The organism is Aquimarina rubra (genome assembly GCF_042684305.1).
GTDB classification, from domain to species: Bacteria; Bacteroidota; Bacteroidia; order Flavobacteriales; family Flavobacteriaceae; genus Aquimarina; species Aquimarina rubra.
In genome coordinates this window covers 1,293,142-1,317,092 of sequence record NZ_JBHULE010000019.1, presented here as the reverse complement: position 1 = coordinate 1,317,092, position 23,951 = coordinate 1,293,142, and the positions used below count along the sequence as shown (strand labels likewise).

Genomic DNA, 23,951 nt, shown 5'->3' with positions numbered 1-23,951 from the left:
CTCACTCTAATTAACGAGATTCATATTAAATTTTAGAAACGAATGTGTTTAGACCTTTTTCATCCATTTGTACAACTTGCCAACCTTCTAGAATTTTGGCTCCACTCTTTAGATAAAAATCAACTGCTGGTTTGTTCCAATCCAAAACATTCCATTCTACTCTTTTCACTCCTTGTTCTTTTCCATACAGCATCACTCTTTTATACAGCGCCATCCCTATACCAGTTCCTCTCTTGGACTCTCTAACAATAAGATCTTCGAGATGTACTGTTTTTCCTTTCCAAGTAGAAAATCTAAAATACACCAATGCTAACCCTACAATCTCATCCTTTACCTCTGCAACAAAACAATGAAACAAGGGCTGTTCTCCAAAACCATCCCTAACCAGTTCTTCTGCCGTTACTTCTACAGCATCGGGTTCATTTTCAAAAATAGCAAGTTCCTCTATCAGCGAAAGAACTTGTGGCATATCATTAGCCACCGCATCTCTAATTATATAGTCCATAGGTCAAAAGTTTGTCAAAACTATAAAATATGTATCAGAAACCAGACAATTTTACAATGTTATGCTTCACTAATTTATGTTTTTATAATTCTTAAGAAAGTTTAACAAATTACCGTTACGAAAACGTTGTAGTTATCTAAAAAATAATACTTTTGCACAAAATCAACAAAACCAAAATGGCTAGAAAAAACCAAACCTTAGGAGAATTTATTATTGAAAACCAAAAAGATTTTCCTTACGCTAGCGGAGAACTTTCTCGATTAATCAATTCTATTCGCTTAGCGGCAAAAATGGTAAATCATGAGGTAAACAAAGCCGGTTTAGTTGATATTACAGGAGCGATTGGAGAGACCAATGTACAAGGAGAAGACCAACAAAAATTAGATGTTCTTGCCAACGAAACCTTCATAAATACAATGACCAACAGAGAAATTGTTTGTGGCATCGCTTCTGAAGAAAATGATGATTTCATTACTATAAAAGGTCAAAAAAGTGATCACAGGAATAATTATGTTGTTCTTATGGATCCGTTAGATGGTAGTTCTAATATTGATGTGAATGTTTCAGTAGGAACTATCTTTTCTATTTACCGAAGAGTTACTCCAACCGGAACACCTTGTACTATCGATGATTTCCTTCAGCCAGGTAATTTACAAGTGGCTGCTGGCTATATCATATATGGAACTTCTACCATGTTAGTATATACCACAGGACACGGCGTTAATGGTTTTACGCTAAACCCTGCCTTAGGAACCTATTACTTATCACATCCTAACATGAAATTTCCTGAAGATGGAAACATTTATTCCGTGAATGAAGGCAATTATATTCATTTTCCACAAGGAATCAAGGACTATATAAAATACTGTCAGGAAGAAAAAGAAGATCGCCCATATACTTCCAGGTATATTGGATCACTAGTTAGCGACATACACCGTAATATGATAAAAGGTGGAATTTATATGTATCCAAGTACATCTACATCTCCTAACGGAAAACTACGTTTATTGTACGAATGTAATCCGATGGCTTTTATTGCAGAACAAGCCGGAGGATCTGCCAGTGACGGATTCAGAAGAATTTTAGAGATCAAGCCTACCGAATTGCACGAGCGTACTCCTTTTATCTGCGGAAGCAAAAATATGGTAGATAAGGTAGAGTCCTTTATGAAGAAATCAAATTCATAGAATAAACGCAATTGCCAAAAAACCAAACTTTTAGTTTGATGATTATCTTCTTTTCGAATAAATAACGAAAAAAGGATTTACAATTTAATTGAATACTCTCTTATTTTTACTATTCTTGTAATACTAAAGATAAACTTCTAAGAGCTCCTACCCTCATCACCCTAAACTCTTAGATTGATTAAACGTATCACATTCGAAGTAAAAGCAGGTAACATTTAACATTATCAGTCCATAAACCTTGTTTTTAATGTTTTTATGTTAAATTTACGTAGAGCTCATAGAACAACAACATAAATTAACCAAAATGGCGAAAGAAAATAAGGCTGCTGAAGAACAAGTCGTAAATGATCCTTCTTCAAAAATAGAAGCAATAAAAAACCTAATCTTCGGAGAGAATATTGCTGCTTATAATTCTGAATTTGATGCAGTAAAAAAAGATATTGCCGCAAAACGACAAGAATTAAGAGACTTCATAGAAGAGACAAGCAAAGAATTAAATCAGGCAATTGATAACCTTAGTACTGATATAAACATTAGAATTACAGAATTGGAAGATAATCTGGCAGATAAAGTAGAAATGCTGGATGATAAAAAAGTTGACAGAAAAACATTGGGTGATCTTTTGATCGCTATGGGAGAAAAAATCAATAAGAAGTAATCCGTCTATCCTAGATTATGGAAGAGCAGGATAAACTTAAGATTCTTAAAGAACTTCTTCTTACTGAAGAGAAGGAGTACACAGATTCCATTGCTAAAAAAGTTGATGAACTGAGTAAAATAGTTCATCAAAAACAGGAACTTTCGCATAAGGTTGATCCTATCATCGATGACAAATTAGAAGAATTTGTTCAGGAAATCCCTAAAACCTTAGGGCCTACAATCACAGAAGCTTTAAAAGAAGAAATCAAAAACTCTCAGGATGCAGTCGTAGAAGCATTGTTTCCAATCATTGGTAAAATGATCAAGAAATATATTGCTCACGAGATGAAACTGTTAAGTGAAAATATCAACAAAAAAACCAGGCAAGCTTTCTCGTTTAAAAATTGGTTTAAAAGAACCAAAGCGAGAGCACAAGGAATCAGTGATGGAGATTTAGCCATCTCTGATTATGCAAAACCAAGATTAATCCAAATGTTCGTCATTGAAAAAGACTCTGGATTATTGATTGCAGATTATAGCCCTTTATCGGATAACACAATAGATAAAGATATGGTAGCAGGTATGCTAACCGCCATAAAAAGTTTTGTAGAAGACGCGTTTCAAGGAGGTAATCAAAACCTGGAAACCATTGAATACGAACTATACACTATACACTTACAAAATTTTTATTCTTATTATATTGCCGCTGTTATTTCAGGCGCATATAATATGATGTTCAAAGAAGTGCTGGAAGATCAAATTATAGATTTTGCTCAGCACCATATTTCTAAAAGAGATTTAGATAACAGCGAGCTTTTTACTAAAAAATTAAAAAAACATTTTGAAGATGAAATTGTCTAAAAAAGTAGTGCTTTTAGGACACTTTGGAGTTGGAAAAACGTCTCTGTTTAGACGTTTTGTTGACAACGAATTTTCTGAAGATTATAAAGTAACACTTGGTGTTCAAATAAAAAAGAAAGTAATTGAAATGCCCGACGGGCGAGAACTTTCTATGATCATTTGGGATACTGAAGGTCATGCCGATATAGAAGACACCAGAAAATCATATTTATTGGGGTCCAGCGCATTTATCTATGTATTTGATCTAACCAGAATTGACACCTACAAAGATCTTAATGAAGACCTCGCTTATTTGTCTAAAAACCACCCTAAAGTAAAGACTAAGGTTATAGGGAATAAATTAGATTTGGTAAATGAAAAAGAAACCATAAAAAAATTAGATGAGCAAAACATTGCATTTGATTGTTTAACCAGTGCAAAAACAAATAAAAATGTGCAGGATTTCTTCTTGAATCTTGCTAAGGAAATAACTGCATAATGTTATGACATATCAGGAAGAGAAGCTGCTATTTAACCAAAAAACACAATGTATTGTTGTTGATCATGATGGAACAATCGAAGAAACTGATGCTGTAATATTTGAATGGAAAGTCGGAACCTCTATTTACAATGCGCATCCCTTTTTTGAAATCATAAAAGATTTTATTGAAGTTTTTGAAAAAGAAGAAACCATCTATAATTTTCCTTGCATCCATCTTGAAGATGGAGAAATTCAGAAAATCTGTGACGTAACTATTAAGATAAACTCAGAGAAGGTGGTCATTCTCTTATTTGATTATACCACAAAATACTATGAGCTCAATAAAATTGCTCAACAAAAAAACGAATCCATTCTTAAGGCTAAAGAATTAGAACTTAAAAATCAATACCTACTCGAAAAAGAGAAATTTAAAAATAGTTTTATCTCTAACATAAATCACGAGATCAGAACGCCACTAACCGGAATTTTAGGGTTTATAGAAGTATTAGAAAAGACAAACTTAAATTTTGAACAAGAAGAACTAGCAAGAATTATAAAACGACAAAGCCTACATCTCAATAGCTTGATTGAGGATATGGTGGACATTTCTAAGATAGAATCAGGCAAAATTAAAATTATCGAAGAAAGATTTCTGTTTGTTAACCTTGTAGAAGGTTTTAAAGAAACGTATACTAAACTAGCAGAAGATAAAGAGATAGCATTCGAAACCTATATCGATCCTAATATCCAGGAATATCTTATCGGAGATAGAACTCGTGTATTTCAGATCTTAAACAATATCCTTAACAATGCTTTTAAGTTTACAGAAGAAGGTAAAATAAGTCTTTCGGTTACTAAAAACTATCAACGTACTAATAAATTGAGTATTAGTTTTAAGATTGAAGACACCGGATTAGGGATCCAAAAAGAAAATCTAGACACTATTTTTGACAGATTTACGCGTTTTAATGAGGACAGACAGATTTCTGGTACCGGATTAGGGTTGGCCATAGTCAAAGATTTAGTCGATCTATTAGGTGGAGAAATTAAAGTGACAAGCGAACCCGAAAAAGGTACAACGTTTGATGTCAAACTGCCTTTTAAATTTGAAATCACAAAATCTACTCCCGAAAAGAAAAAGAAAAAATATAGTCTACCAGAATCTAAAAAGAAGTTCAGAATACTTGTGGTAGAAGACGAAGAGGCGACTCAGTTTTTGATTATGAAAATACTAATTAGTCACGGCAGCTTTTTTGTAGATGTCGCTATTAATGGAGAAGAGGCTATTAGTTATATAGAACGAAGAAACTACGATCTGGTTTTAATGGATCTAAAACTGTCTAAAATCGACGGGTATAAAGCTACTCATATGATACGAAACAATTATGGAGATAAGGTAATTTCCGAAGTTCCTATCATTGGTTTCACGGCAAAATCTGGTGAAATTGAAAGAGAAAAATGCTTACGCGCAGGAATGGATGATTTTATTGCAAAACCATTTGAACAGGAAGATTTAATCTACAAAATTGTAAAACAAATAGCTAAAAAAGCCGCTTCATAAAGCGGCTTTTTTATAGTATGACGATTGAATTTTTAATAAAATTATCTATTCATGTTTTTAATCTCCTCTGCAAAAGTATCTCCATCTGCGTTCTGATCTACTAAAGAAAGAGCTTTGTCCACGACATATTTTGCATTATCAGCTCTAAAACCTAGTCCAACACATAACTTTTCTAATAGCACAACTTGATCATCTCCTTTTATATTGTCAGCATATACCATTCTCGCCAAATCAAAAAGTCTTTCCAACCTTGCATCATAGCTAGTCGGAGGATTAATTGGACGCGAAGCATAATCTTTTAATATTTCCTTGTAATCGTTCTCAGAAATATTAAGATTTCGAGCTAATCGATCTAAGAAAGCTCTTTCTTCATCCGTTATTACTCCATCACTCATAGCCACTCTAACGATCGCGGCAAAATGATCTTGATTTCGCTTTTGAAAACCACTATCAAATAAATCAGATATTGACATCATGTACTTTTGTTTAATTTGCCGCAAATATAACTAAACTCTTCACCTTTTAAAATTTAAAATACCAGATTTTTAAAATCAAAGTGTATTCTATATATGTAACCTTCGACACTCGCATGTTATTGAAGTATCTTAATCATAAGTTCAGAGAGAATACCTTTTTATTTTAATTCAAAAAAGTAGAACAATTACTAATACTTTCAAAAAAGCACCATAAGAAGATTACTAATTATTAACTTTCCTATAATTTTCAATCTTTATTATCGAAAATGAGTAAAATCCCCTTGCTTCAATTTACAGATAAAGGAATTTACTGTGCTGCCGCAAAAGTATATCTGGATCCGTGGAAACCTGTCGATAAAGCAATTATTACGCACGGTCATGCAGACCATAGTCGCTGGGGTCACAAACAATATATTACGCACCACACTAACATCCCTATAATTAAACATCGATTAGGAGATATTAAAGTTTCCGGGAAGGAATACGGAGAGACATTTATAATCAACAATGTGAAATTTAGCTTTCATCCGGCTGGACATATTATCGGTAGTTCGCAAATAAGAGTTGAACATAATGATGAAATATGGGTATTCACCGGAGATTATAAAATTGAAGATGACGGAATATCTGTCCCTTATGAACCTGTTACATGCCATACTTTTATCACTGAATGTACTTTTGGATTACCTGCATTTAAATGGACACCTCAAAAAGAGGTTTTTAGTGATATTAATCAATGGTGGGAAGAAAATAAAAATGAAGGGAAAACCTCTATCCTCTTTGGATATTCTCTGGGAAAAGCGCAGCGGCTTTTGAAATATTTAAATCCTGAAATTGGTAAAATTTATACGCACGGTGCTATAGAGAACATGACCAATGTGATTAGACCTATGATAGATTTTCCAGAAACTACCTTAATCACAAAAGAAACTAAAAAAGAAGAACTTATCGGAAATATGGTTATAGCCCCACCAAGTGCTCATGGATCTACCTGGATTCGAAAAATGGTTCCTTATGTTACTGCATCAGCAAGTGGCTGGATGACTTTTAGAGGAGCGAGAAGAAGAAGAGCAATCGATAAAGGGTTTGTACTTTCAGATCATTGCGATTGGGATGGATTACTAACTGCGATCAAAGAAACCGGAGCTACAAAAATCATAAGTACGCACGGATATACAGAAATATTCTCTAAATATCTTCGGGAACTTGGATACGATGCTCGTACAGAAAAAACTCAGTACGAGGGTGAACTTGCTGAGATAGAAACCCAAAAAGAAGAAAGTGAGGTGAGTACTTGAAACTTTTTGCTGATTTAATCAAAACGCTGGATAGCACCAATAAAACCAATGTAAAAGTCGAGGCGCTAACTTCCTATTTTAAACAAGCACCAGAAAAAGAAAAAGTTTGGACGATAGCTATTCTCTCCCACCGCAGACCGCCAAGACCGGTGAACACCACACTGCTAAGAACCTGGGCTTCAGAATTAGCAAATATCCCGCTTTGGCTATTTGAAGAATCGTATCATATTGTTGGAGATCTTGCAGAAACTATCGCTTTAGTGATTCCTGCTTCAAAACAAAGTTCTGAAAAGACACTCACTCAATTTTTAGAAGAAATGATTTTCCTTAAAAAGAAGTCTGATGAAGAAAAACGAATGTATCTTCTAGAAAATTGGGAAGTACTCAACTACTATGAAAGATTCGTCTTCACAAAGTTAATTACTGGAGGATTTCGGATTGGAGTTAGTCAAAAATTAATGACCCGCGCCTTATCCAAAGCGACACAAATTGATGAAGATATCCTAGCTTATAAATTAATGGGCAATTGGGATCCAAATACGATTACGTTTCAAGATTTGATTTTAGAAGAGAAAGAGTCTGATTTTCTTTCAAAACCATATCCCTTTTATCTTGCATATGCCATCGAAAACAAGGCTTCAGACTTAGGCAACGTAAAAGATTGGTATGCAGAACACAAATGGGATGGAATCAGAGCACAGGTCATTATAAGAAATAATGAGATTTTTGTTTGGAGCAGAGGAGAAGAACTGGTGACGGATAAGTATCCAGAATTTCAAAAATTTTTAGACTTTATCCCTAATGGAACTGTCTTAGACGGAGAAATCCTGCCATATCCAAATGGACAAATCGGAACCTTTAATGATTTACAAACTAGAATAGGGAGAAAAACTGTTTCTAAAGCTTTACTCCAAAAAACCCCTGTAATCTTAAAAGCTTATGACATCTTGGAATGGCAAGGAAAAGATATCAGGAATCTTCCCTTTGCTGAACGAAGAGAAATTCTGGAAAGTTTATATAAATCTCTGTCAACTAGAGCGGAGTCTAGAGATATTGAAAAAGTACCTTTGCACCTTTCAGAAAAAATGGTCTTCAATTCCTGGGAAGAAGTAGCAGAAGAAAGGGAAAGATCCAGAGAACTCCATTCTGAAGGTTTAATGTTGAAAAGAAAAGATTCGCCTTATTTAGTCGGACGTAAAAAAGGAGATTGGTGGAAATGGAAAGTTGATCCATTAACCATTGATGCAGTCTTAACTTATGCTATGCGAGGACATGGTCGTAGATCTAACCTTTTTACAGACTATACCTTTGGTCTATGGAACGAAGATCAAACAGAATTGGTAACCTTTGCAAAAGCATATTCTGGTCTTACCGATTCCGAATTTAGAGAAGTCGATAAGTTTATAAAAGCACATACATTAGAACGTTTCGGACCTGTACGAAGTGTAACTCCAGAATTAGTTTTCGAAATTGCTTTTGAGGGGATAGCTTTATCTAAAAGACATAAAAGCGGGATCGCTACAAGATTTCCTAGAATTCTACGATGGAGACGAGATAAAAAAATAAAAGAAGCGAATACTCTGGAGGATTTGAAAGCACTAATTCCGAACACAGTGAAGGAATCATGACCCAAAAAGAACTTTTTAATATTGCCGAATCTTGGTTCCAACAACAGCACTGGAAATCCTTTCCTTTCCAAAAACAAAGTTGGAAAGCATTTCTACAGGGTAAACATGGATTACTGAATGCTCCAACCGGAAGCGGAAAAACCTACTCACTTTGGGTTCCTATTGTTTTGAACTACATCAAAAATAATCCTGATTACCAAACCAAACATAAAAAAGGCCTTAAAGCCATTTGGATCACCCCACTTCGCGCATTATCACAAGAAATTAAGCAAGCAACAGAACGGTTTGCAGATGATCTAAATACGCAACTTACCGTCGGAATCCGAACAGGGGACACTTCCCAAAAAGAACGAGCAGCTCAAAGACGTTCTATGCCAGACCTTCTGATTACGACACCTGAAAGTTTACAGCTACTATTAGCTTCAAAAGGTTATGACAAAACTTTTAAAGATTGCTCTGCCATTATTATTGACGAGTGGCACGAACTGCTGGGAACGAAACGTGGTGTACAAATAGAACTAGCCTTATCAAGACTAAAAACTGTTTCAAAAGACCTTCGGATTTGGGGGATTTCGGCAACCATCGGCAACCTCGAACAAGCACGAGAAGTATTATTAGGACATCAATCAGAAGCCTTACAAAATTCTGTGCTGATCAAAGCAAATATTAAAAAGAAAATCAAAGTAAAAAGCATCATTCCTGATGAAATGGAAACCTTTCCTTGGCGAGGACATCTGGGTATTCATTTATTGGATGAAGTTATACCAATAATAAAAAACAGTAAAACAACATTACTTTTTACGAATACGAGAAGTCAATGCGAAATCTGGTTTCAGAAAATACTACAAAAATATCCAGAATTTGCAGGCGAAATGGCCATGCATCATGGTAGTATCAATAAAGAAACACGGCTTTGGGTAGAGCAAGCTATTCGCAATGAATCACTAAAAGCAGTGGTATGCACTTCTAGCCTGGATCTTGGTGTAGATTTTGCTCCTGTAGAAACCATTATTCAGATCGGAGGGCCCAAAGGAGTAGCACGTTTTCTGCAACGAGCAGGTCGTAGTGGCCATCAACCCGGAAAAACCAGTGTTATCTATTTTTTGCCAACACACGCCATCGAATTGATTGAAGCTTCAGCGTTACAACAAGCCGTAAAACATAATACCGTAGAAGATCGTATTCCATATCTTGATAGTTTTGATGTTTTGGTTCAGTATCTCACTACACTAGCGGTTTCTGATGGATTTTATCCAAAAGATATTTATCCTGAAATTAAAAGCACATTCTGTTACCAAGCAATTTCTGAAGATGATTGGAGATGGATACTAAATTTTATTACTATTGGCAGTCAAAGTCTACAAAGTTATGATGAATATAAGAAAGTGGAAATCCTTGAAGATGGATTATTCAAAGTGGATAACAGAGGTATTGCGATGCGGCATCGTCTTCAGATTGGAACTATTGTTAGTGATGCTGTTTTGACCGTCAAATATCTCAAAGGAGGATATATTGGTAGTATCGAAGAGTGGTTTATTTCAAAATTAAAACCAGGAGATGTTTTTACTTTCGCAGGAAGAAATCTGGAACTCGTGCGGATAAAAGAAATGCAGGTTTTAGTGAGGAAATCTTCTAAAAAAACTTCAAAAGTTCCGAGTTGGATGGGTGGTAGGTTGACGCTCACATCACAAATGTCCGAATTACTGCGTAACGAAATGTATAAAGCCTCTTCTGACAAAATGGAAGACAAGTCTCCCGAATTAAAAGCGCTTTCGCATATATTTCAAAGGCAACTGCAAGAAAGTATTATTCCCGCGGCTAACGAATTTCTGATTGAAACCTTTAAAACACGTGAAGGGTTTCATGCTATTTTCTATCCTTTTGAGGGTAGATTTGTTCACGAAGCTCTTGGTAGTTTATTGGCATATAGAATAAGTCTTTTATCCCCAATTTCTTTTTCTATAGCATTTAATGACTATGGTTTTGAACTGCTATCCGATCAAGAAATTGATATGCAACAGGTAATAGATAACGATCTATTTACCAAAGATCATATGCATAGTGATCTTCAAAAAAGTCTGAATGCCACAGAAATGGCGAGACGCAAGTTTAGAGATATAGCCGTGATATCCGGAATGGTTTTTACAGGTTATCCTGATAAAATGCTAAAAAGTAAACATCTGCAATCAAGCTCACAGTTATTATTTAATGTTTTTCGAGATTTTGAACCAGAAAATCTACTTTATCAACAAGCCTTTATTGAAACGTTTGAACATCAATTAGAAGAAGGGCGATTACAAAAAGCATTAGAAAGAATAGAAAATCAAACAATCGTTTGGAAACCTTGTAAAAAAGCTACTCCTTTTTCATTTCCAATTATTACAGATCGATTAAGAGAGAAATTATCGAGCGAAAAACTAGAAGATCGTATTAAAAAGATGGTAGCTTTACTTACAAAAAAATAGAATCACTTTAGTATCTTTACAAAAAGGCAATAGATGAATATCTCTGAACTTCAAAACGATATTATTAAAAAAGTTCTTTCCATTGGAGACAAAGATTTTCTTGAGTCTTTTAAAGAAATGCTTTCTATTAAATCGGAAACTAACTTGTATGAATTGTCTGATTTTGAAAAAAAAATGGTTTCAGAAAGTCAATCAGATTATGAAAACGGTAATATCATAAATCATGAGTCAGTTTTTAATAAGAATAAAAAATGGCTAGAAGAATAATCTGGACTTCAAAAGCTGACCTCGTTTTTACTGAAATTTTGGAATTTTATTATAACAGGAATAAATCCAAAACATACAGTCGCAAACTTAATCAAGAAATTAATTCCATTATAAAATTACTCCCTAAATATCCTTTGTTGGGAATAAAAACTGATGTAAAAGATATTAGAGTAATAATTAAGGGTGATTATAAAATATTCTATCAAATTGAGTCATCAGAGATTATCATTCATTAGGTCTGGGATACAAGACAAAATCCTAAAAAATTTCCTTTATAAAATTGTCTAAAACCACTCAAATACAAAATCAATCCTTTATTCTTCACCCAACGGGTGTTATATTTTGGGAAGAAAAAAGCATGTTGTTAATTGCTGATGTTCATTTTGGTAAAGTTTCTCATTTTAGAAAACACGGTAGTGCAGTTCCAAATGAAGCCATCTATGAAAATTTTAAACAATTAGATACCATTATTCAGGTTTTTAATCCTGTAAAAATATGTTTCTTGGGAGATCTATTTCACAGTTATATCAATAATGAATGGCTGCTTTTTTCGGATTGGATTTCCAAAACAAATGCTGAGTTTATTCTTATCGTAGGCAATCATGATATTATTTCTCCGGATAAGTATGAAGATCTCGGAATTAAGGTAGGCTCTGAATTAATTTTAGACAACTTCTTACTTAGTCATCATCCTGAAGAACGAGAACATCTTTTTAATTTTTGCGGTCATATTCATCCGGGAGTACTCTTAAAAGGATTAGGAAAACAACGTCTGCGTCTGCCATGTTTTTATCAAACCGAAAATCAAATGATTCTTCCTGCTTTTGGAGAATTTACCGGTAATCATACCTTAGAACCCACAGAAAAAGTTAAAATATATGCCATCACAAAAAAGGAAGTTATTTTAGTGCATCAATAATTGAGCAGCATGCAAAACAAAAAACATTTATTTGATCTATCCGAAGGAATTACCTATTTAAATGGAGCCTATATGTCTCCCCAATTAAAATCAGTTACCAAAATAGGTTTACAATCCGTGCAAAGAAAAGCACGCCCTAATGAAGTTTTACCGGAGGATTTCTTTAATCAAAAAGAAATTCTAAAACAGCGTTTTGCAACACTCATTGATGCTCCAGATTATAAGAATGTAGCTATTATTCCTTCTGTATCATACGGAATTGCTAATGCTGCCAATAACGTTCCTATTAAAAAAGGTGATGAAATCATTTTGGTGGATGAGCAGTTCCCTAGTAATGTATATATCTGGCAAGAAGTTGCAAAGAAAAACAACGCAATCATCAAGATTGTATATCCTCCTAAAAGTTTTGAAAACCGGGGAAAAGTATGGAATGAAAATATTCTAAAAGCAATTTCAATAAACACTGCAGTCATTGCTTTACCACATGTTCATTGGGCGGATGGAACTTTATTTGATCTGAAGGCTATTCGAGAAAAAACCAAAGCGGTAGATGCGATGCTAGTCATTGATGGAACTCAGAGTGTTGGTGCATTGCCATTTTCTGTTCAAAACCTTGAACCTGACGCTTTGGTTTGTGGAGGATATAAATGGTTATTAGGTCCCTACTCTATTGGAATGGCATATTATAGTGATGCTTTTAATAATGGCACACCAATCGAACATAATTGGATGAATAGACATAATAGCGAAGACTTTTCTGGACTCACAAACTATGAAGATCGATATAAAGAAAAAGCAGCTCGATATTCTGTAGGAGAATCGAGTAATTTTGTGCTAACTCCTATGATGAATAAGGCCATAGAACAATTAATTGAATGGCAGCCAGAAAACATTCAGGAGTATGGTAAAAGTATTTCCAAAAATGCTATACAAAAGCTTAAAACATTGGGTTGTTTTATCGAAGATGATAACTACAGAGCACATCATCTTTTTGGGATTTATCTTCCTAAAAATATCAATTTAGAAGACTTAAAAGCTACCCTAAAAAAAGAACAAATCTTTGTCTCCTATCGAGGGAATGCCATAAGAATATCTTGTAATGTGTATAATACTGAAGAAGATTTTGAAAAATTAGTCAATTGTTTTTCGAAATAGTTAACGATTGTAGTATTTGAATCAATCAGAACTTGACTCTACTATTAACTTGTTGTTTTAATTAGAAACGTATGAAAAAAACATTATCTATCCTCAACCTTATATCTGTAATCTTCTTGATAGGAATTAATTACATTGCTGAAGCTGTTCGGTTTAATGATACTACGGTAGGTGAACTAAGCCGAAAATATGACAATTTATTTACTCCATCCGGTTATGCTTTTGCCATATGGATTCTAATATTTTTAGGTCTGATTTTGTATGGCATTTATCAAATCAGAAATACATTTTTTAAACCTGAAAAGGCAGATCACATATCTCAAACGGGATACTGGTTTTTAATCGCTAATTTATTAACCAGTTCTTGGGTTATTGTATTTACCTATGAGTATATTGGTCTATCTACAATTATTATGCTTGGTATTCTCTTCTGTTTAAGTAAAGTTGTTATTAATACCAAAATGGAATTGTGGGATGCACCGACAGACATTATTGCATTTACTTGGTGGCCCATTTGCCTGTATATTGGGTGGATTTCGGTAGCAACTATCGCAAATGTCACCATCTATCTAACAAAAATAAATTGGCAAGGATTTGGTCTGGATGATGTTACTTGGACTGTAATTATGGTGGTAGTAGCTGTACTGCTTAATTTATTTATGATTGTAAAGAGAAACATGAGAGAATTTGCGATGGTTGGAGCTTGGGCATTGTTTGCTATTTATGTAAGACATAATGGAGATTACGATTCTATTGCTTATACTGCATTATCAGGAGCTATTATATTAGTACTCGCTGCCGGTATTCACGGGTTTTTGAATAGAGCCTCTAACCCAGTAAAAAATTGATCGAACTATTTAGTTAAGTTCTTAATCACAAAAAATAGGTTTGTCATAACTAAAAGATTGATAGTATATTTGTCTAAAATTATTGCTACGTGAGTAAAACCTTAATCACGCAAACTTTTGCACAGTCTCCGCAATTGCAGAAACTGGGGAATGCCATTGCCCAATCCCAAAGTAAAACACATCTGCAAGGTCTTATCGGATCATCATTATCTTTTGCTATCGAACACACTTTTAAACAAGCAGACAAACCGTTCCTATGTGTTTTTAATGATAAAGAAGAAGCAGCTTATTATCTTAATGACCTTGAACAATTATTAGGTGATAAAAATGTATTGTTTTATCCCGGCAGCTATCGTAGGCCTTATCAGATTGAAGAAACCGACAATGCTAATGTGTTATTGCGTGCCGAAGTATTAAACAGAATCAACTCTCGTAAAAAGCCAGCACTAATTATTACGTATCCGGATGCTTTATTCGAAAAAGTAGTGACCAGAAAAGAACTGGAAAAAAATACGTTAAAGATTGCTATAAATGATACCCTATCTCTGGATTTTGTAAATGAAGTTCTGTTCGAATATCAGTTTCAAAGAGTAGATTTTGTAACCGAGCCTGGTGAGTTTTCGGTTCGTGGTGGTATTGTAGATGTATTTTCATTTAGTAATGATGAACCGTATCGTATAGAGTTTTTTGGGGACGAAGTAGACAGTATCAGGACTTTTGATGTAGAAACTCAATTATCAACTGATCAGATAAAAAAAATTACAATCATTCCTAATGTTGAAAACAAAGCAATGCAGGAAACTCGAGAAAGTTTCTTAAAGTACATTGCTTCTAAAACTGTGGTTTTTGCAAAAGATATTGATCTGCTATCTACAAGAATTGATAAAAACTTTGAAAAAGCTAAGGAAGCTTTCAAAACACTTTCTAAAGATATCAAGCATGGAACTCCAGAAGAACTTTTTGCTTCTTCAGAATTAATCAAAAAGCAATTATTGGATTTCACTCTGGTGGAAATTGGTAACCGACCACTCACCAAAGCTGATTATTCGATTAAATTTGATACAAAACCTCAACCATCCTTCAATAAACAATTTGATTTATTAATTCAAAACCTTAACGAAAATTATGAAGAAGGATACAAAAATTACATCTTCTGTGTAAGTGAACAACAGGCCAAACGTTTTCATGATATTTTTGATGACGCAGATTTAGATGTAAAGCAATATGAGACCATTGTATTCTCAGCATTCCAGGGATTTATTGACCGTGATCGTAAAATAGCCTGTTATACCGACCATCAAATTTTTGAAAGGTATCATAAATTTAGTTTGAAAAGTGGCTATGCCAAAAAACAAGCAATCACCCTAAAAGAATTGACCAATCTCGAAGTCGGAGATTATGTAACTCACATCGATCACGGTATTGGTAAATTTGGAGGGCTTCAAAAAATCGATGTAGAAGGTAAAAAGCAAGAAGCCATTAAATTGATTTACGGAGAAAGAGATGTTCTATACTTAAGTATTCACTCTCTTCATAAGATTTCGAAATTTAATGGTAAAGATGGTAAACCACCTCAGATTTATAAATTAGGTTCAAAAGCCTGGAAAACCTTAAAGCAGAAAACCAAAGCAAGAGTAAAACACATTGCTTTCAATTTGATTCAGTTGTATGCAAAGCGAAAATTACAAAAGGGATTTCAATACAATCCGGACAGTTATTTACAACATGAATTAGAAGCTTCTTTTATATATGAAGACACTCCAGATCAAAGTACCGCAACAGAAGCTGTTAAGGCTGACATGGAAAGCGAAAGACCGATGGATCGCTTGATTTGTGGTGATGTTGGATTTGGTAAAACCGAAGTTGCTATCAGAGCGGCATTTAAAGCAGTTGATAATGGAAAACAAGTTGCCATACTTGTTCCTACAACGATTCTTGCTTTTCAACATGCAAAAACATTTAGAGAACGTCTTAAGGATTTTCCGGTAGTGGTTGATTATGTAAATCGTTTTAGAACAGCCAAACAAAAAAGAGAAACCTTAGAAGATCTTGCCGCCGGTAAAGTTGATATTATTATAGGAACGCACCAATTGGTGAATAAAAATGTAAAATTTAAAGATCTTGGACTCCTGATTATTGATGAAGAACAAAAATTTGGTGTATCGGTAAAAGATAAGTTGAAGACGATCAAAGAAAATGTAGATACACTTACTTTAACTGCTACACCCATTCCAAGAACACTACAATTTAGTTTAATGGCAGCTCGGGATTTATCTACTATTACCACTCCTCCACCGAATCGATACCCAATTGAAACCCATGTGATTCGATTTACTGAAGAGACTATTAGAGATGCCGTAAGCTATGAGATACAACGAGGTGGACAAGTATATTTTATCCATAACCGTATAGAGAATATCAAAGAAGTTGCCGGAATGGTACAACGTCTGGTTCCTGATGCCAAAGTTGCGGTAGGTCATGGACAAATGGAGGGTAAAAAACTAGAAAGCCTTATGCTTTCTTTTATGAATGGAGAATTTGATGTATTGATTTCTACCACTATTGTAGAAAGCGGATTGGATGTCCCGAATGCTAATACCATTTTTATTAATAACGCCAATAACTTTGGACTATCCGATCTACACCAAATGCGTGGTCGTGTAGGTAGAAGTAACAAAAAAGCCTTTTGTTATTTCATTACACCTCCATATTCTGCTATGACCGAAGATGCCAGAAAACGTATAACCGCATTAGAAATGCATTCTGACTTAGGTAGCGGATTTAATATTGCCATGAAAGATCTGGAAATTAGAGGTGCAGGAGATTTATTAGGAGGAGAACAAAGTGGTTTTATCAATGAAATTGGTTTTGATACTTATCAAAAAATACTCAATGAAGCTATTGAAGAACTAAAAGAAAATGAGTTTGCAGATTTATATGAGGATGATCAAAAAGAAAAAGTATATCTCAAAGACACCCAAATCGATACCGATTTTGAATTGCTTTTCCCTGATAGTTACATTAACAATATTACAGAACGTTTAAATCTTTATACAGAGCTTAATGCTATTAAAGATGAAGAGGGGTTACAAGCATATGAAAAACGATTAATCGATCGTTTTGGAGAATTACCTGATCAAGCTGTTGATCTAATGAATTCTGTTCGAATCAAATGGATTGCCACATCTATCGGAATAGAAAAGGTCATTATGAAACAAAACAAATTGATTGGATATTTTATCAGTGATCAACAATCTAATTTTTATCAAAGCCCTGCTTTTACCAAAGTATTACAATTTGTACAGAAAAATCCTGGTAAATGTAAAATGAAAGAAAAAAACACCAGAAATGGATTGAGATTATTACTAACTTTCGAAAACATAGATACTATTCAAAAAGCATTAAAAGCACTACAACCTTTAGCACCTGCTAAAGAAATTATTGAAAATTGATAGTATTTACCCGAAATTTATAACTTATTCAAAAATACTAAAGCCCATTAAAACTATTGATATTACTGGTTTGTCGGGTAAATGTCGGGGTAAATACGATCCGAAAAATTTGAAAAATTAACATTGACACCTAATATTGCTGAAGAAAATGAAACAAAGTTCTAGTCATCAAGAAACAATCACTAAAAACTTAAAGATCATGGAGCAGCCAGCATTAGGAATAAAAATTTCAGAATTAAGAAAATCCAAAGGACTTACTCAGGAAGAATTGGTAGAGCAGTGTAATATCAGTGTAAGAACCATACAGAGAATTGAAGCGGGAGAAGTCATGCCAAGAAGCTATACGATAAAGACAATTCTATCGGCTTTGGATTATGATCTTGAAAAAATACAAACTGAAGATTCTAAAGTGACCAAAGAGTTTAAAAAACTTTTCCTGCTAGAAATAGACGATGAAAAGGAAGCAAGTTTTTTAACAAAACAACTTAACATTGCCTGGATTAGTGGCATTGTTTACTTCATCTTAGGTTTTGGAGAATTTGCGCTAGATTATTATAGGCATCAGGAAGGTGAAATGATCATTAATGAAATAGCGTATATTCTATTGAAAATCGTTTTATTGATTTCCATAGTTCTTTTTACTCGAGGTTTTGTGCTTACGGGAAAAATCTTCAAGAACTACCTCCTAAGAATAACTGCCTTTATGTTCATTTTTATCGCAGTTGTATTCTATGGATTCGATATCATTTCCTTATATATTGTTGAGATTAATTACCCAATTGTTATTGGGGCTGAAGCAATGACTTATGGCATTATCGGAATCTTATTCGGAATATCAATTTATAGGCTTCAGGGTTCATTAGGTACAATTGCAAAAGTCACTGCGATTTTTGAAATTATTACCTATGCGTTCATGACCACCATACTATTGTCTTTTGTTGGTTTGGTATTTCTTACACCAACCATTTTGTTAGAAATCATTCTACTTTTTAAAGTATGTGAGATGATTAAGGCTAAAGAAAAAACGCTGGCCGTCGAATAATCCAACTGGTATTTATTCATATTAAAATATCATTGAATTCGTCTTCAATGAAAGGAAACCCCTTGTCAAATTTCAAACCAACAGTATCATGAAAAAATGTATCATCATTACTTCTATAATCTTACCAATATTAATCATAGGTTTCTTTCTTTTTGAACCTATTATGACCTATAAATCAGGGTGGCATTCTTTTCCAAACATCCAAAATTTAGAACCAATCACACATCATAATGATGAGGCATCAAAAAAAGCCGATAGCATTTTAACCGAAATGTTTACTCATCTTAAAGCTCCAGGATTATCGGTCGCTGCTGGAAAAAAAGGAAAAGTAATTTGGTCTAATGCTATTGGATACCAAGATGTTAAAAAAGGTAAAGGAATAAGTCTAGACACAAAATTCAGGATAGGAAGTACATCCAAAGCAGTAACCTCATTAGGACTCGGTGTACTTCTACAAAATGGTAAATTAAATCCGAATTCTAAAGTCAAAGAATTTGTTCCATACGCAACCGAAACACTATCTGAAATCACACTAAAACAATTAGCATCACATACTTCAGGAATACGAAACTATGGAACTTGTTTATGCTTTCCTATCTGGGAACACCTAAATAATGATGAATATACAACCGTGCAAAAAAGTGTTGGAATCTTTAGTGATTCTCCATTATTATTCCCTTCCGGAACTAACTTTAGCTACAGTTCGTATAATTATACTTTGTTAAGTGCAATGCTAGAAGGTGCTTCAGGAAAAGACTTTCTCAATTTTATGAAAGATGAAATTTTTACTCCTTTAGGTCTTGATAATATACATGGGGAAACATCTTCGTTGTTGACAGAAAATATTTCTACGTTTTATGAAGTTGATGAAAACATGTACAAAGAGGTATTTAAGGTCAATAATAGCAATAAATGGGCCGGGGGCGGATTTGTTGCTACACCAACAGATCTTGTAAAACTTGGAAACGCATTTCTAAACTATCAAATTTTGGATAAAAAAATTACAGAATCACTTATACAACCAGTTAGCTTGGATAACGGAGAGGTGAATGATCAAAACTATGCCATGGGATGGCGTAACAGCTTTACGGAGAAAATTTTTGACCAAAACCACAAAGTACAGATCATTCATCACGCCGGAACTGCTGCAGGATCTACTTCTGTCTTTATTCTATTTCCAGAATATAATATATCCATATCCATACTGATGAATCGAAGTGGTTCTGTATCTGATTTATTTACTTATTCGTATGACCTAGCCAAAACATTTATTACTAAATAATAAGACCTATTATCTAATAACAAATTCACTCATAAAAAAGATCGAAAATCATAGGATTCCGATCTTTTTAATATTTGAATTAGCCTTATGTATTATAAGTCGAGAACTAAAATGGTCCCCCAACCGGTCTGCAAAAACATCCGGCGCAAATTAATGGATAATTGCATTCACTATCAGAATGGCAAAAATCATTCAATTCACCACCTCCACCATTTATAGTTTGTTGTTGCTTCTTGTTTAATTGTTGAACTCCATGCTGGATTAAAATTGATTTTAACATAATAATTTGGTTTTAAGATTAATTTGTATTGTGCGAGTAAGTTACAAAATAAAAAAGAGGAAAATTCCCCTTTTTATTAATAACTTTAAATTAATGTTCAATGTTGCTTTCTATAATCCTTAGATTACGGGTTCCTGCATCTGACACATATAAAACTTTGCCGTTTGGACTAGCTAAAATACCATTTGGGAAATTAAAAGTAGCTTCAGAAATATCTCCATCATTATTACCTAATATACTACCTGCAAATACCTCGACTTCGTTTTCTTTGTTAGGATTAATTTTATAAATCTTGTGCTCTCCAAGTTGAGTTGCAAACAAAAAACCTTTAGCATATGTCAAAAACCCTAAGAAATTAGCATTTGGCGCTACAGCAGGAAGTTCTGCAACAAAAGACAGACTTCCATCTTTATATTTATAAATTTTTCTATCGTTAAAATTTCCTATATAGGTATTCCCTCTTCTATCAAAAGCAATTCCAGCAGGCCCATTTATCGGTGTACCTTCATGTAATTTAGTTATCGTATTATCTTCTGATAATACATTAATCGTATTCGTGTTGTACTCTACAAATAACATATTACTAGTCCCTGGAATTCGTTTTATACCAGCAGGAGAAACTGCAGGAATGCTATCTAATTGTATACCTTCTTGCGAATACTTATAAATGGTATTTCCAAAATGATCGCAAACATATACTCCTCCATCTTTATTTATTCCTATTCCATTCGGAGATACTAAGCCATTTGCAAAAACTGTTACTTCTTTGGATGGACTCATTTTATAAACTGTGTTTCCATAAAAATCAGACCCATACAAATTTCCTTTTCGATCTAAAGCTAACCCGTCGGAAAATAAACCTTCGGTTACGGTCTCTACGTTCGTTGTAATATTAGGCACCTCTCCGGGTCTGCAAGAAACAAGGAATAAAGATAAAATAAGAGCCGGCACTAGAAGTAAAGAGTACGTTCCTTTCTTAATGATAAAAAAATAATTAACTGTTCGTTTCATTTGATTTAATTTTAAAGTTATACTCAAAATTGAATCAAAAACATCGAATAATCGACCGAATGTACACGGCGAAACGTTTTTTTAGGTAGTATTTAATTTTTTAATATAATTACTTGGTGTATCATTTTTAATCATTTTGAAAGCTTTGTTAAAAGTAGATTTAGAATTAAACCCTGAATCTAAAGAAAGTGCTAAAATAGTATGCTGAAAGTGTTCTCCTTTTTGAATCTTAGAAATAAATTCCTGAACCCTATACGTATTTACATAATCATAAAAACTACACTTATGAATATTATTAAGCAACCAGGACACATTATTCGTAGAGGTATTAAGCTCTTCAGAAAGATCTTTTAAGGTGAGTTCATTGTTAAGATATATTTTTTTCTGAACCATAAGGTCTTCTAGCCCTTTCTTCAATATCTCTAATTCTTTTCCATCCAATCGCTCTTTCTGAACTTTCTGTTTCTTTACAACCGGAATTCTAAAAATTTCCGGTTGTCTCAGACTAAAAAAACCAACAATATAAATGAATATCGGTACTGAAATCCAAATTAGATGATAACTGATAAAACGTAATTCTCTTAATCTTAAAAAATAGTTAGCATATCCTATAATCCATAGAATTAAGAATACCGAAACTCCTAATAACAAAAACCATAAGAAAGTTTGTACATTCTGTGCATATGATAGATTATTTTTCTCTTCTATCTTATAAACTCTAATTAATTGATATGATAAAAAAACATATAAGATATTAGATAGTAAACCACTAGTCTCCACAATAAAATAGATGACATTAAAATCACCATTATTGATCATTGTTTTTATGTCATCAGAGGAATAAAACAAGGTCCAACTAAAAAAACATAGGTGAAGAGCAGCTGGAATAAAATGATACTTTGAGATTTTATAATTAGGAGATTCATAAAAAGTCAATCTTCGTATATACGTATACAACATTGGACCAAATACAAAAATAAGTGTGTCTACAAAACCTGCAATTCTAAAAAATAAAACATCCTGAAATCTTGGATAAAATATTCTGCCAACAAGCATCAGGGAAGCTATCATCAACATAAAAGATAAAATTCTATTAGCTGGTCTGTTATTATTGTGCAACAGAGAAAGCGTTATAGCAAGAAAAACACCTTGACTAATTCCTAAAAATAATACGAGATCTGCTATTCCAAAAGAATTCATATATGTTGTTAAAAGTTATGCTCAAATCTAATTCTATTGAAAAAAACGAGCGACCGATTGGGTACATTCGTACTTTTTAACCAATAAGAAGGTAAAATGGAAAACAATATGTTTTTAGTAAACAACATTTATCGGTGGTTCTCATAAAAAGCAGGTTTATTGCTTTTTTTAAGCAATCCATACTCCTCATCACCTAATACTTTTAATTTAGAGGTTGCGATAGTCTCTAGCAAATGTTGTTCTGTCCTGATTCCAATTACCGTAGAAGTAATTGATGGATGTTTCAATACATATTGAATTGCTGTTTGACCAATTGATTTATCTTCTCTAGACACATTTTTTAATACCTCAATAGTTTTTTTCACTTCTGAAGTCGTATAATTTAAATAGTCAGTTACTGGTTTTCCTGATAACAATCCTTTGGCAACAGATCCTCTCGCGAGAACTCCAATAGTATGCTCTTGTAATAAATTTAAGCAAAACTCTTCCGGTCTACGATCCAAAAGACTATACTGCATCATAACGCTTACTATATTAGAACGTTTTACATATTCTCTAATCACATTAGGTCTTATAGAAGAAATACCATAATACCTAATCTTCCCTTCTTCTTTCAATTGTTCAAACGCCTCAATAGTTTCATCAATGGCATCATCAATTGTTCCACCGTGTAATTGATATAAATCAATATAATCTGTTTGTAGTCTTCTCAGGCTTTCTTCAACTGATTGTATGATATATTTCTTACTGGGGTTCCAATCCCAACCATTACCATCTTCCCTAAGTTGATTTCCCACCTTTGTCCCCACAATTACTTTATCCCTAAAGCCTTTTAGTGCATTGCCCAGCATTACCTCGTTTTGACCTTGTTGATATAAATCAGCAGTATCAAAATAATTAATTCCATTATCGATAGCCAGGTGAATTAATTGCTTCACATTATCAACTTCTTCTTTTAGCGACATACATCCAAAAGAAACCTCACTAATTTTTAATTCTGAATTACCAAGTTTACAATAGTTCATTTCTTTTATCTTATGATGATTAAAATAGTATCAAAAATGATAAAAAGCATCCTCGAGATGTTCAATTCTGGTTCCTAGTTTATTTTTTATAATAGCCACGATATCAAAACGGACTTCGACATCCAGATCGTGCTCCACTACATAGTGATCAATTGCTTTTACCAATAATTGAATCTGTTTAGGTTTCACAAAATCCTGAGGATCTCCAAATTCAGGAGTACTTCTGGTTTTTACTTCCACAACTATAATGATATCGCCTTTTTGGGCAATGATATCAATTTCAGCTTTTAGATATCTGTAATTTTTTTCTAAAACAATATATCCATGTTTCTCCAAAAACTCGACGGCTAATTTTTCTCCTTCTTTACCAAGCTTATGATGCTCTGCCAT

22 protein-coding genes are annotated in these 23,951 nt (G+C 33.6%); 16 read left to right on the top strand and 6 right to left on the bottom strand.

Going from position 1 to position 23,951, the window contains the following annotated elements; translation table 11 throughout:
* Positions 1-25: 25 nt before the first annotated feature.
* Positions 26-505 carry a GNAT family N-acetyltransferase gene (locus ACFSR1_RS14435; RefSeq protein ID WP_378293657.1) on the bottom strand — a complete coding sequence of 160 codons (480 nt, stop codon included), beginning with the start codon at positions 503-505 and terminating at the stop codon, positions 26-28.
* 176 nt (positions 506-681) lie between these two features.
* Here ACFSR1_RS14435 and fbp point away from each other — a divergent pair, with 176 nt between their 5' ends.
* The 5 genes from fbp to ACFSR1_RS14410 all read left to right on the top strand — a co-directional run bounded on the left by fbp (position 682) and on the right by ACFSR1_RS14410 (position 5,213).
* Complete coding sequence (gene fbp / locus ACFSR1_RS14430) at positions 682-1,692, top strand: class 1 fructose-bisphosphatase (RefSeq protein WP_378293655.1); 1,011 nt, start codon at positions 682-684, stop codon at positions 1,690-1,692.
* Between the two features lie 304 nt (positions 1,693-1,996).
* A complete protein-coding gene (locus ACFSR1_RS14425) occupies positions 1,997-2,350 on the top strand; it encodes a fructose 1,6-bisphosphatase (RefSeq protein WP_378293654.1) in 354 nt (117 codons plus the stop codon).
* A 17-nt stretch (positions 2,351-2,367) separates the two neighbouring features.
* Positions 2,368-3,192, top strand: a complete 825-nt coding sequence (locus ACFSR1_RS14420; RefSeq protein ID WP_378293652.1) for a cell envelope biogenesis protein OmpA — start codon at positions 2,368-2,370, stop codon at positions 3,190-3,192.
* Positions 3,179-3,670 (top strand): Rab family GTPase, encoded by a 492-nt coding sequence (locus ACFSR1_RS14415; protein ID WP_378293650.1) that lies wholly within the window; start codon positions 3,179-3,181, stop codon positions 3,668-3,670. Before ACFSR1_RS14420 ends, ACFSR1_RS14415 begins: the two co-directional genes overlap by 14 nt.
* A gap of 4 nt (positions 3,671-3,674) precedes the next feature.
* Positions 3,675-5,213, top strand: coding sequence for an ATP-binding response regulator (locus ACFSR1_RS14410; protein ID WP_378293648.1), 1,539 nt, complete (start codon positions 3,675-3,677; stop codon positions 5,211-5,213).
* 41 nt (positions 5,214-5,254) lie between these two features.
* On the opposite strand, the gene ACFSR1_RS14405 is transcribed toward ACFSR1_RS14410, so the two are convergent.
* Positions 5,255-5,686 (bottom strand): tellurite resistance TerB family protein, encoded by a 432-nt coding sequence (locus ACFSR1_RS14405; RefSeq protein WP_378294513.1) that lies wholly within the window; start codon positions 5,684-5,686, stop codon positions 5,255-5,257.
* Between the two features lie 269 nt (positions 5,687-5,955).
* On the opposite strand from ACFSR1_RS14405, the gene ACFSR1_RS14400 reads away from it, so the two are divergent.
* From ACFSR1_RS14400 to ACFSR1_RS14350, 11 genes are all read left to right on the top strand, one after another.
* Positions 5,956-6,987 carry a ligase-associated DNA damage response exonuclease gene (locus ACFSR1_RS14400; RefSeq protein WP_378293646.1) on the top strand — a complete coding sequence of 344 codons (1,032 nt, stop codon included), beginning with the start codon at positions 5,956-5,958 and terminating at the stop codon, positions 6,985-6,987.
* Positions 6,984-8,615, top strand: coding sequence for an ATP-dependent DNA ligase (locus ACFSR1_RS14395; protein WP_378293644.1), 1,632 nt, complete (start codon positions 6,984-6,986; stop codon positions 8,613-8,615). Before ACFSR1_RS14400 ends, ACFSR1_RS14395 begins: the two co-directional genes overlap by 4 nt.
* The gene (locus ACFSR1_RS14390) at positions 8,612-11,080 is read left to right on the top strand and encodes a ligase-associated DNA damage response DEXH box helicase (protein WP_378293642.1); all 2,469 of its coding nucleotides are present in this window, start codon (positions 8,612-8,614) and stop codon (positions 11,078-11,080) included. Before ACFSR1_RS14395 ends, ACFSR1_RS14390 begins: the two co-directional genes overlap by 4 nt.
* Before the next feature lie 33 nt (positions 11,081-11,113).
* Entirely contained in the window at positions 11,114-11,347 is a 234-nt protein-coding gene (locus ACFSR1_RS14385) for a hypothetical protein (protein ID WP_378293640.1), read from the top strand.
* Entirely contained in the window at positions 11,332-11,583 is a 252-nt protein-coding gene (locus ACFSR1_RS14380) for a type II toxin-antitoxin system RelE/ParE family toxin (RefSeq protein ID WP_378293638.1), read from the top strand. The genes ACFSR1_RS14385 and ACFSR1_RS14380 overlap by 16 nt, the downstream gene beginning before the upstream one ends.
* A gap of 44 nt (positions 11,584-11,627) precedes the next feature.
* Entirely contained in the window at positions 11,628-12,266 is a 639-nt protein-coding gene (pdeM, locus tag ACFSR1_RS14375; protein ID WP_378293636.1) for a ligase-associated DNA damage response endonuclease PdeM, read from the top strand.
* Between the two features lie 9 nt (positions 12,267-12,275).
* Positions 12,276-13,421 (top strand): aminotransferase class V-fold PLP-dependent enzyme, encoded by a 1,146-nt coding sequence (locus ACFSR1_RS14370; RefSeq protein WP_378293634.1) that lies wholly within the window; start codon positions 12,276-12,278, stop codon positions 13,419-13,421.
* 71 nt (positions 13,422-13,492) lie between these two features.
* Positions 13,493-14,269: a tryptophan-rich sensory protein gene (locus tag ACFSR1_RS14365; protein WP_378293633.1), complete on the top strand. Its 777-nt coding sequence runs from the start codon at positions 13,493-13,495 to the stop codon at positions 14,267-14,269.
* A gap of 89 nt (positions 14,270-14,358) precedes the next feature.
* Positions 14,359-17,721 (top strand): transcription-repair coupling factor, encoded by a 3,363-nt coding sequence (mfd, locus tag ACFSR1_RS14360; protein ID WP_378293632.1) that lies wholly within the window; start codon positions 14,359-14,361, stop codon positions 17,719-17,721.
* Between the two features lie 199 nt (positions 17,722-17,920).
* A complete protein-coding gene (locus ACFSR1_RS14355; RefSeq protein ID WP_378293631.1) occupies positions 17,921-18,763 on the top strand; it encodes a helix-turn-helix domain-containing protein in 843 nt (280 codons plus the stop codon).
* Positions 18,764-18,851: 88 nt separating this feature from the next.
* Positions 18,852-20,045 (top strand): serine hydrolase domain-containing protein, encoded by a 1,194-nt coding sequence (locus ACFSR1_RS14350; RefSeq protein WP_378293630.1) that lies wholly within the window; start codon positions 18,852-18,854, stop codon positions 20,043-20,045.
* 370 nt (positions 20,046-20,415) lie between these two features.
* On the opposite strand, the gene ACFSR1_RS14345 is transcribed toward ACFSR1_RS14350, so the two are convergent.
* The 4 genes from ACFSR1_RS14345 to ACFSR1_RS14330 form a co-directional block, all read right to left on the bottom strand.
* Positions 20,416-21,336, bottom strand: coding sequence for a hypothetical protein (locus tag ACFSR1_RS14345; protein ID WP_378293629.1), 921 nt, complete (start codon positions 21,334-21,336; stop codon positions 20,416-20,418).
* An 81-nt stretch (positions 21,337-21,417) separates the two neighbouring features.
* Complete coding sequence (locus ACFSR1_RS14340) at positions 21,418-22,536, bottom strand: helix-turn-helix domain-containing protein (RefSeq protein WP_378293628.1); 1,119 nt, start codon at positions 22,534-22,536, stop codon at positions 21,418-21,420.
* A 128-nt stretch (positions 22,537-22,664) separates the two neighbouring features.
* On the bottom strand, positions 22,665-23,561 hold the full coding sequence (locus tag ACFSR1_RS14335) for an aldo/keto reductase (RefSeq protein ID WP_378293627.1): 897 nt from the start codon (positions 23,559-23,561) through the stop codon (positions 22,665-22,667).
* A gap of 30 nt (positions 23,562-23,591) precedes the next feature.
* Positions 23,592-23,951: a YraN family protein gene (locus ACFSR1_RS14330; RefSeq protein ID WP_378293626.1), complete on the bottom strand. Its 360-nt coding sequence runs from the start codon at positions 23,949-23,951 to the stop codon at positions 23,592-23,594.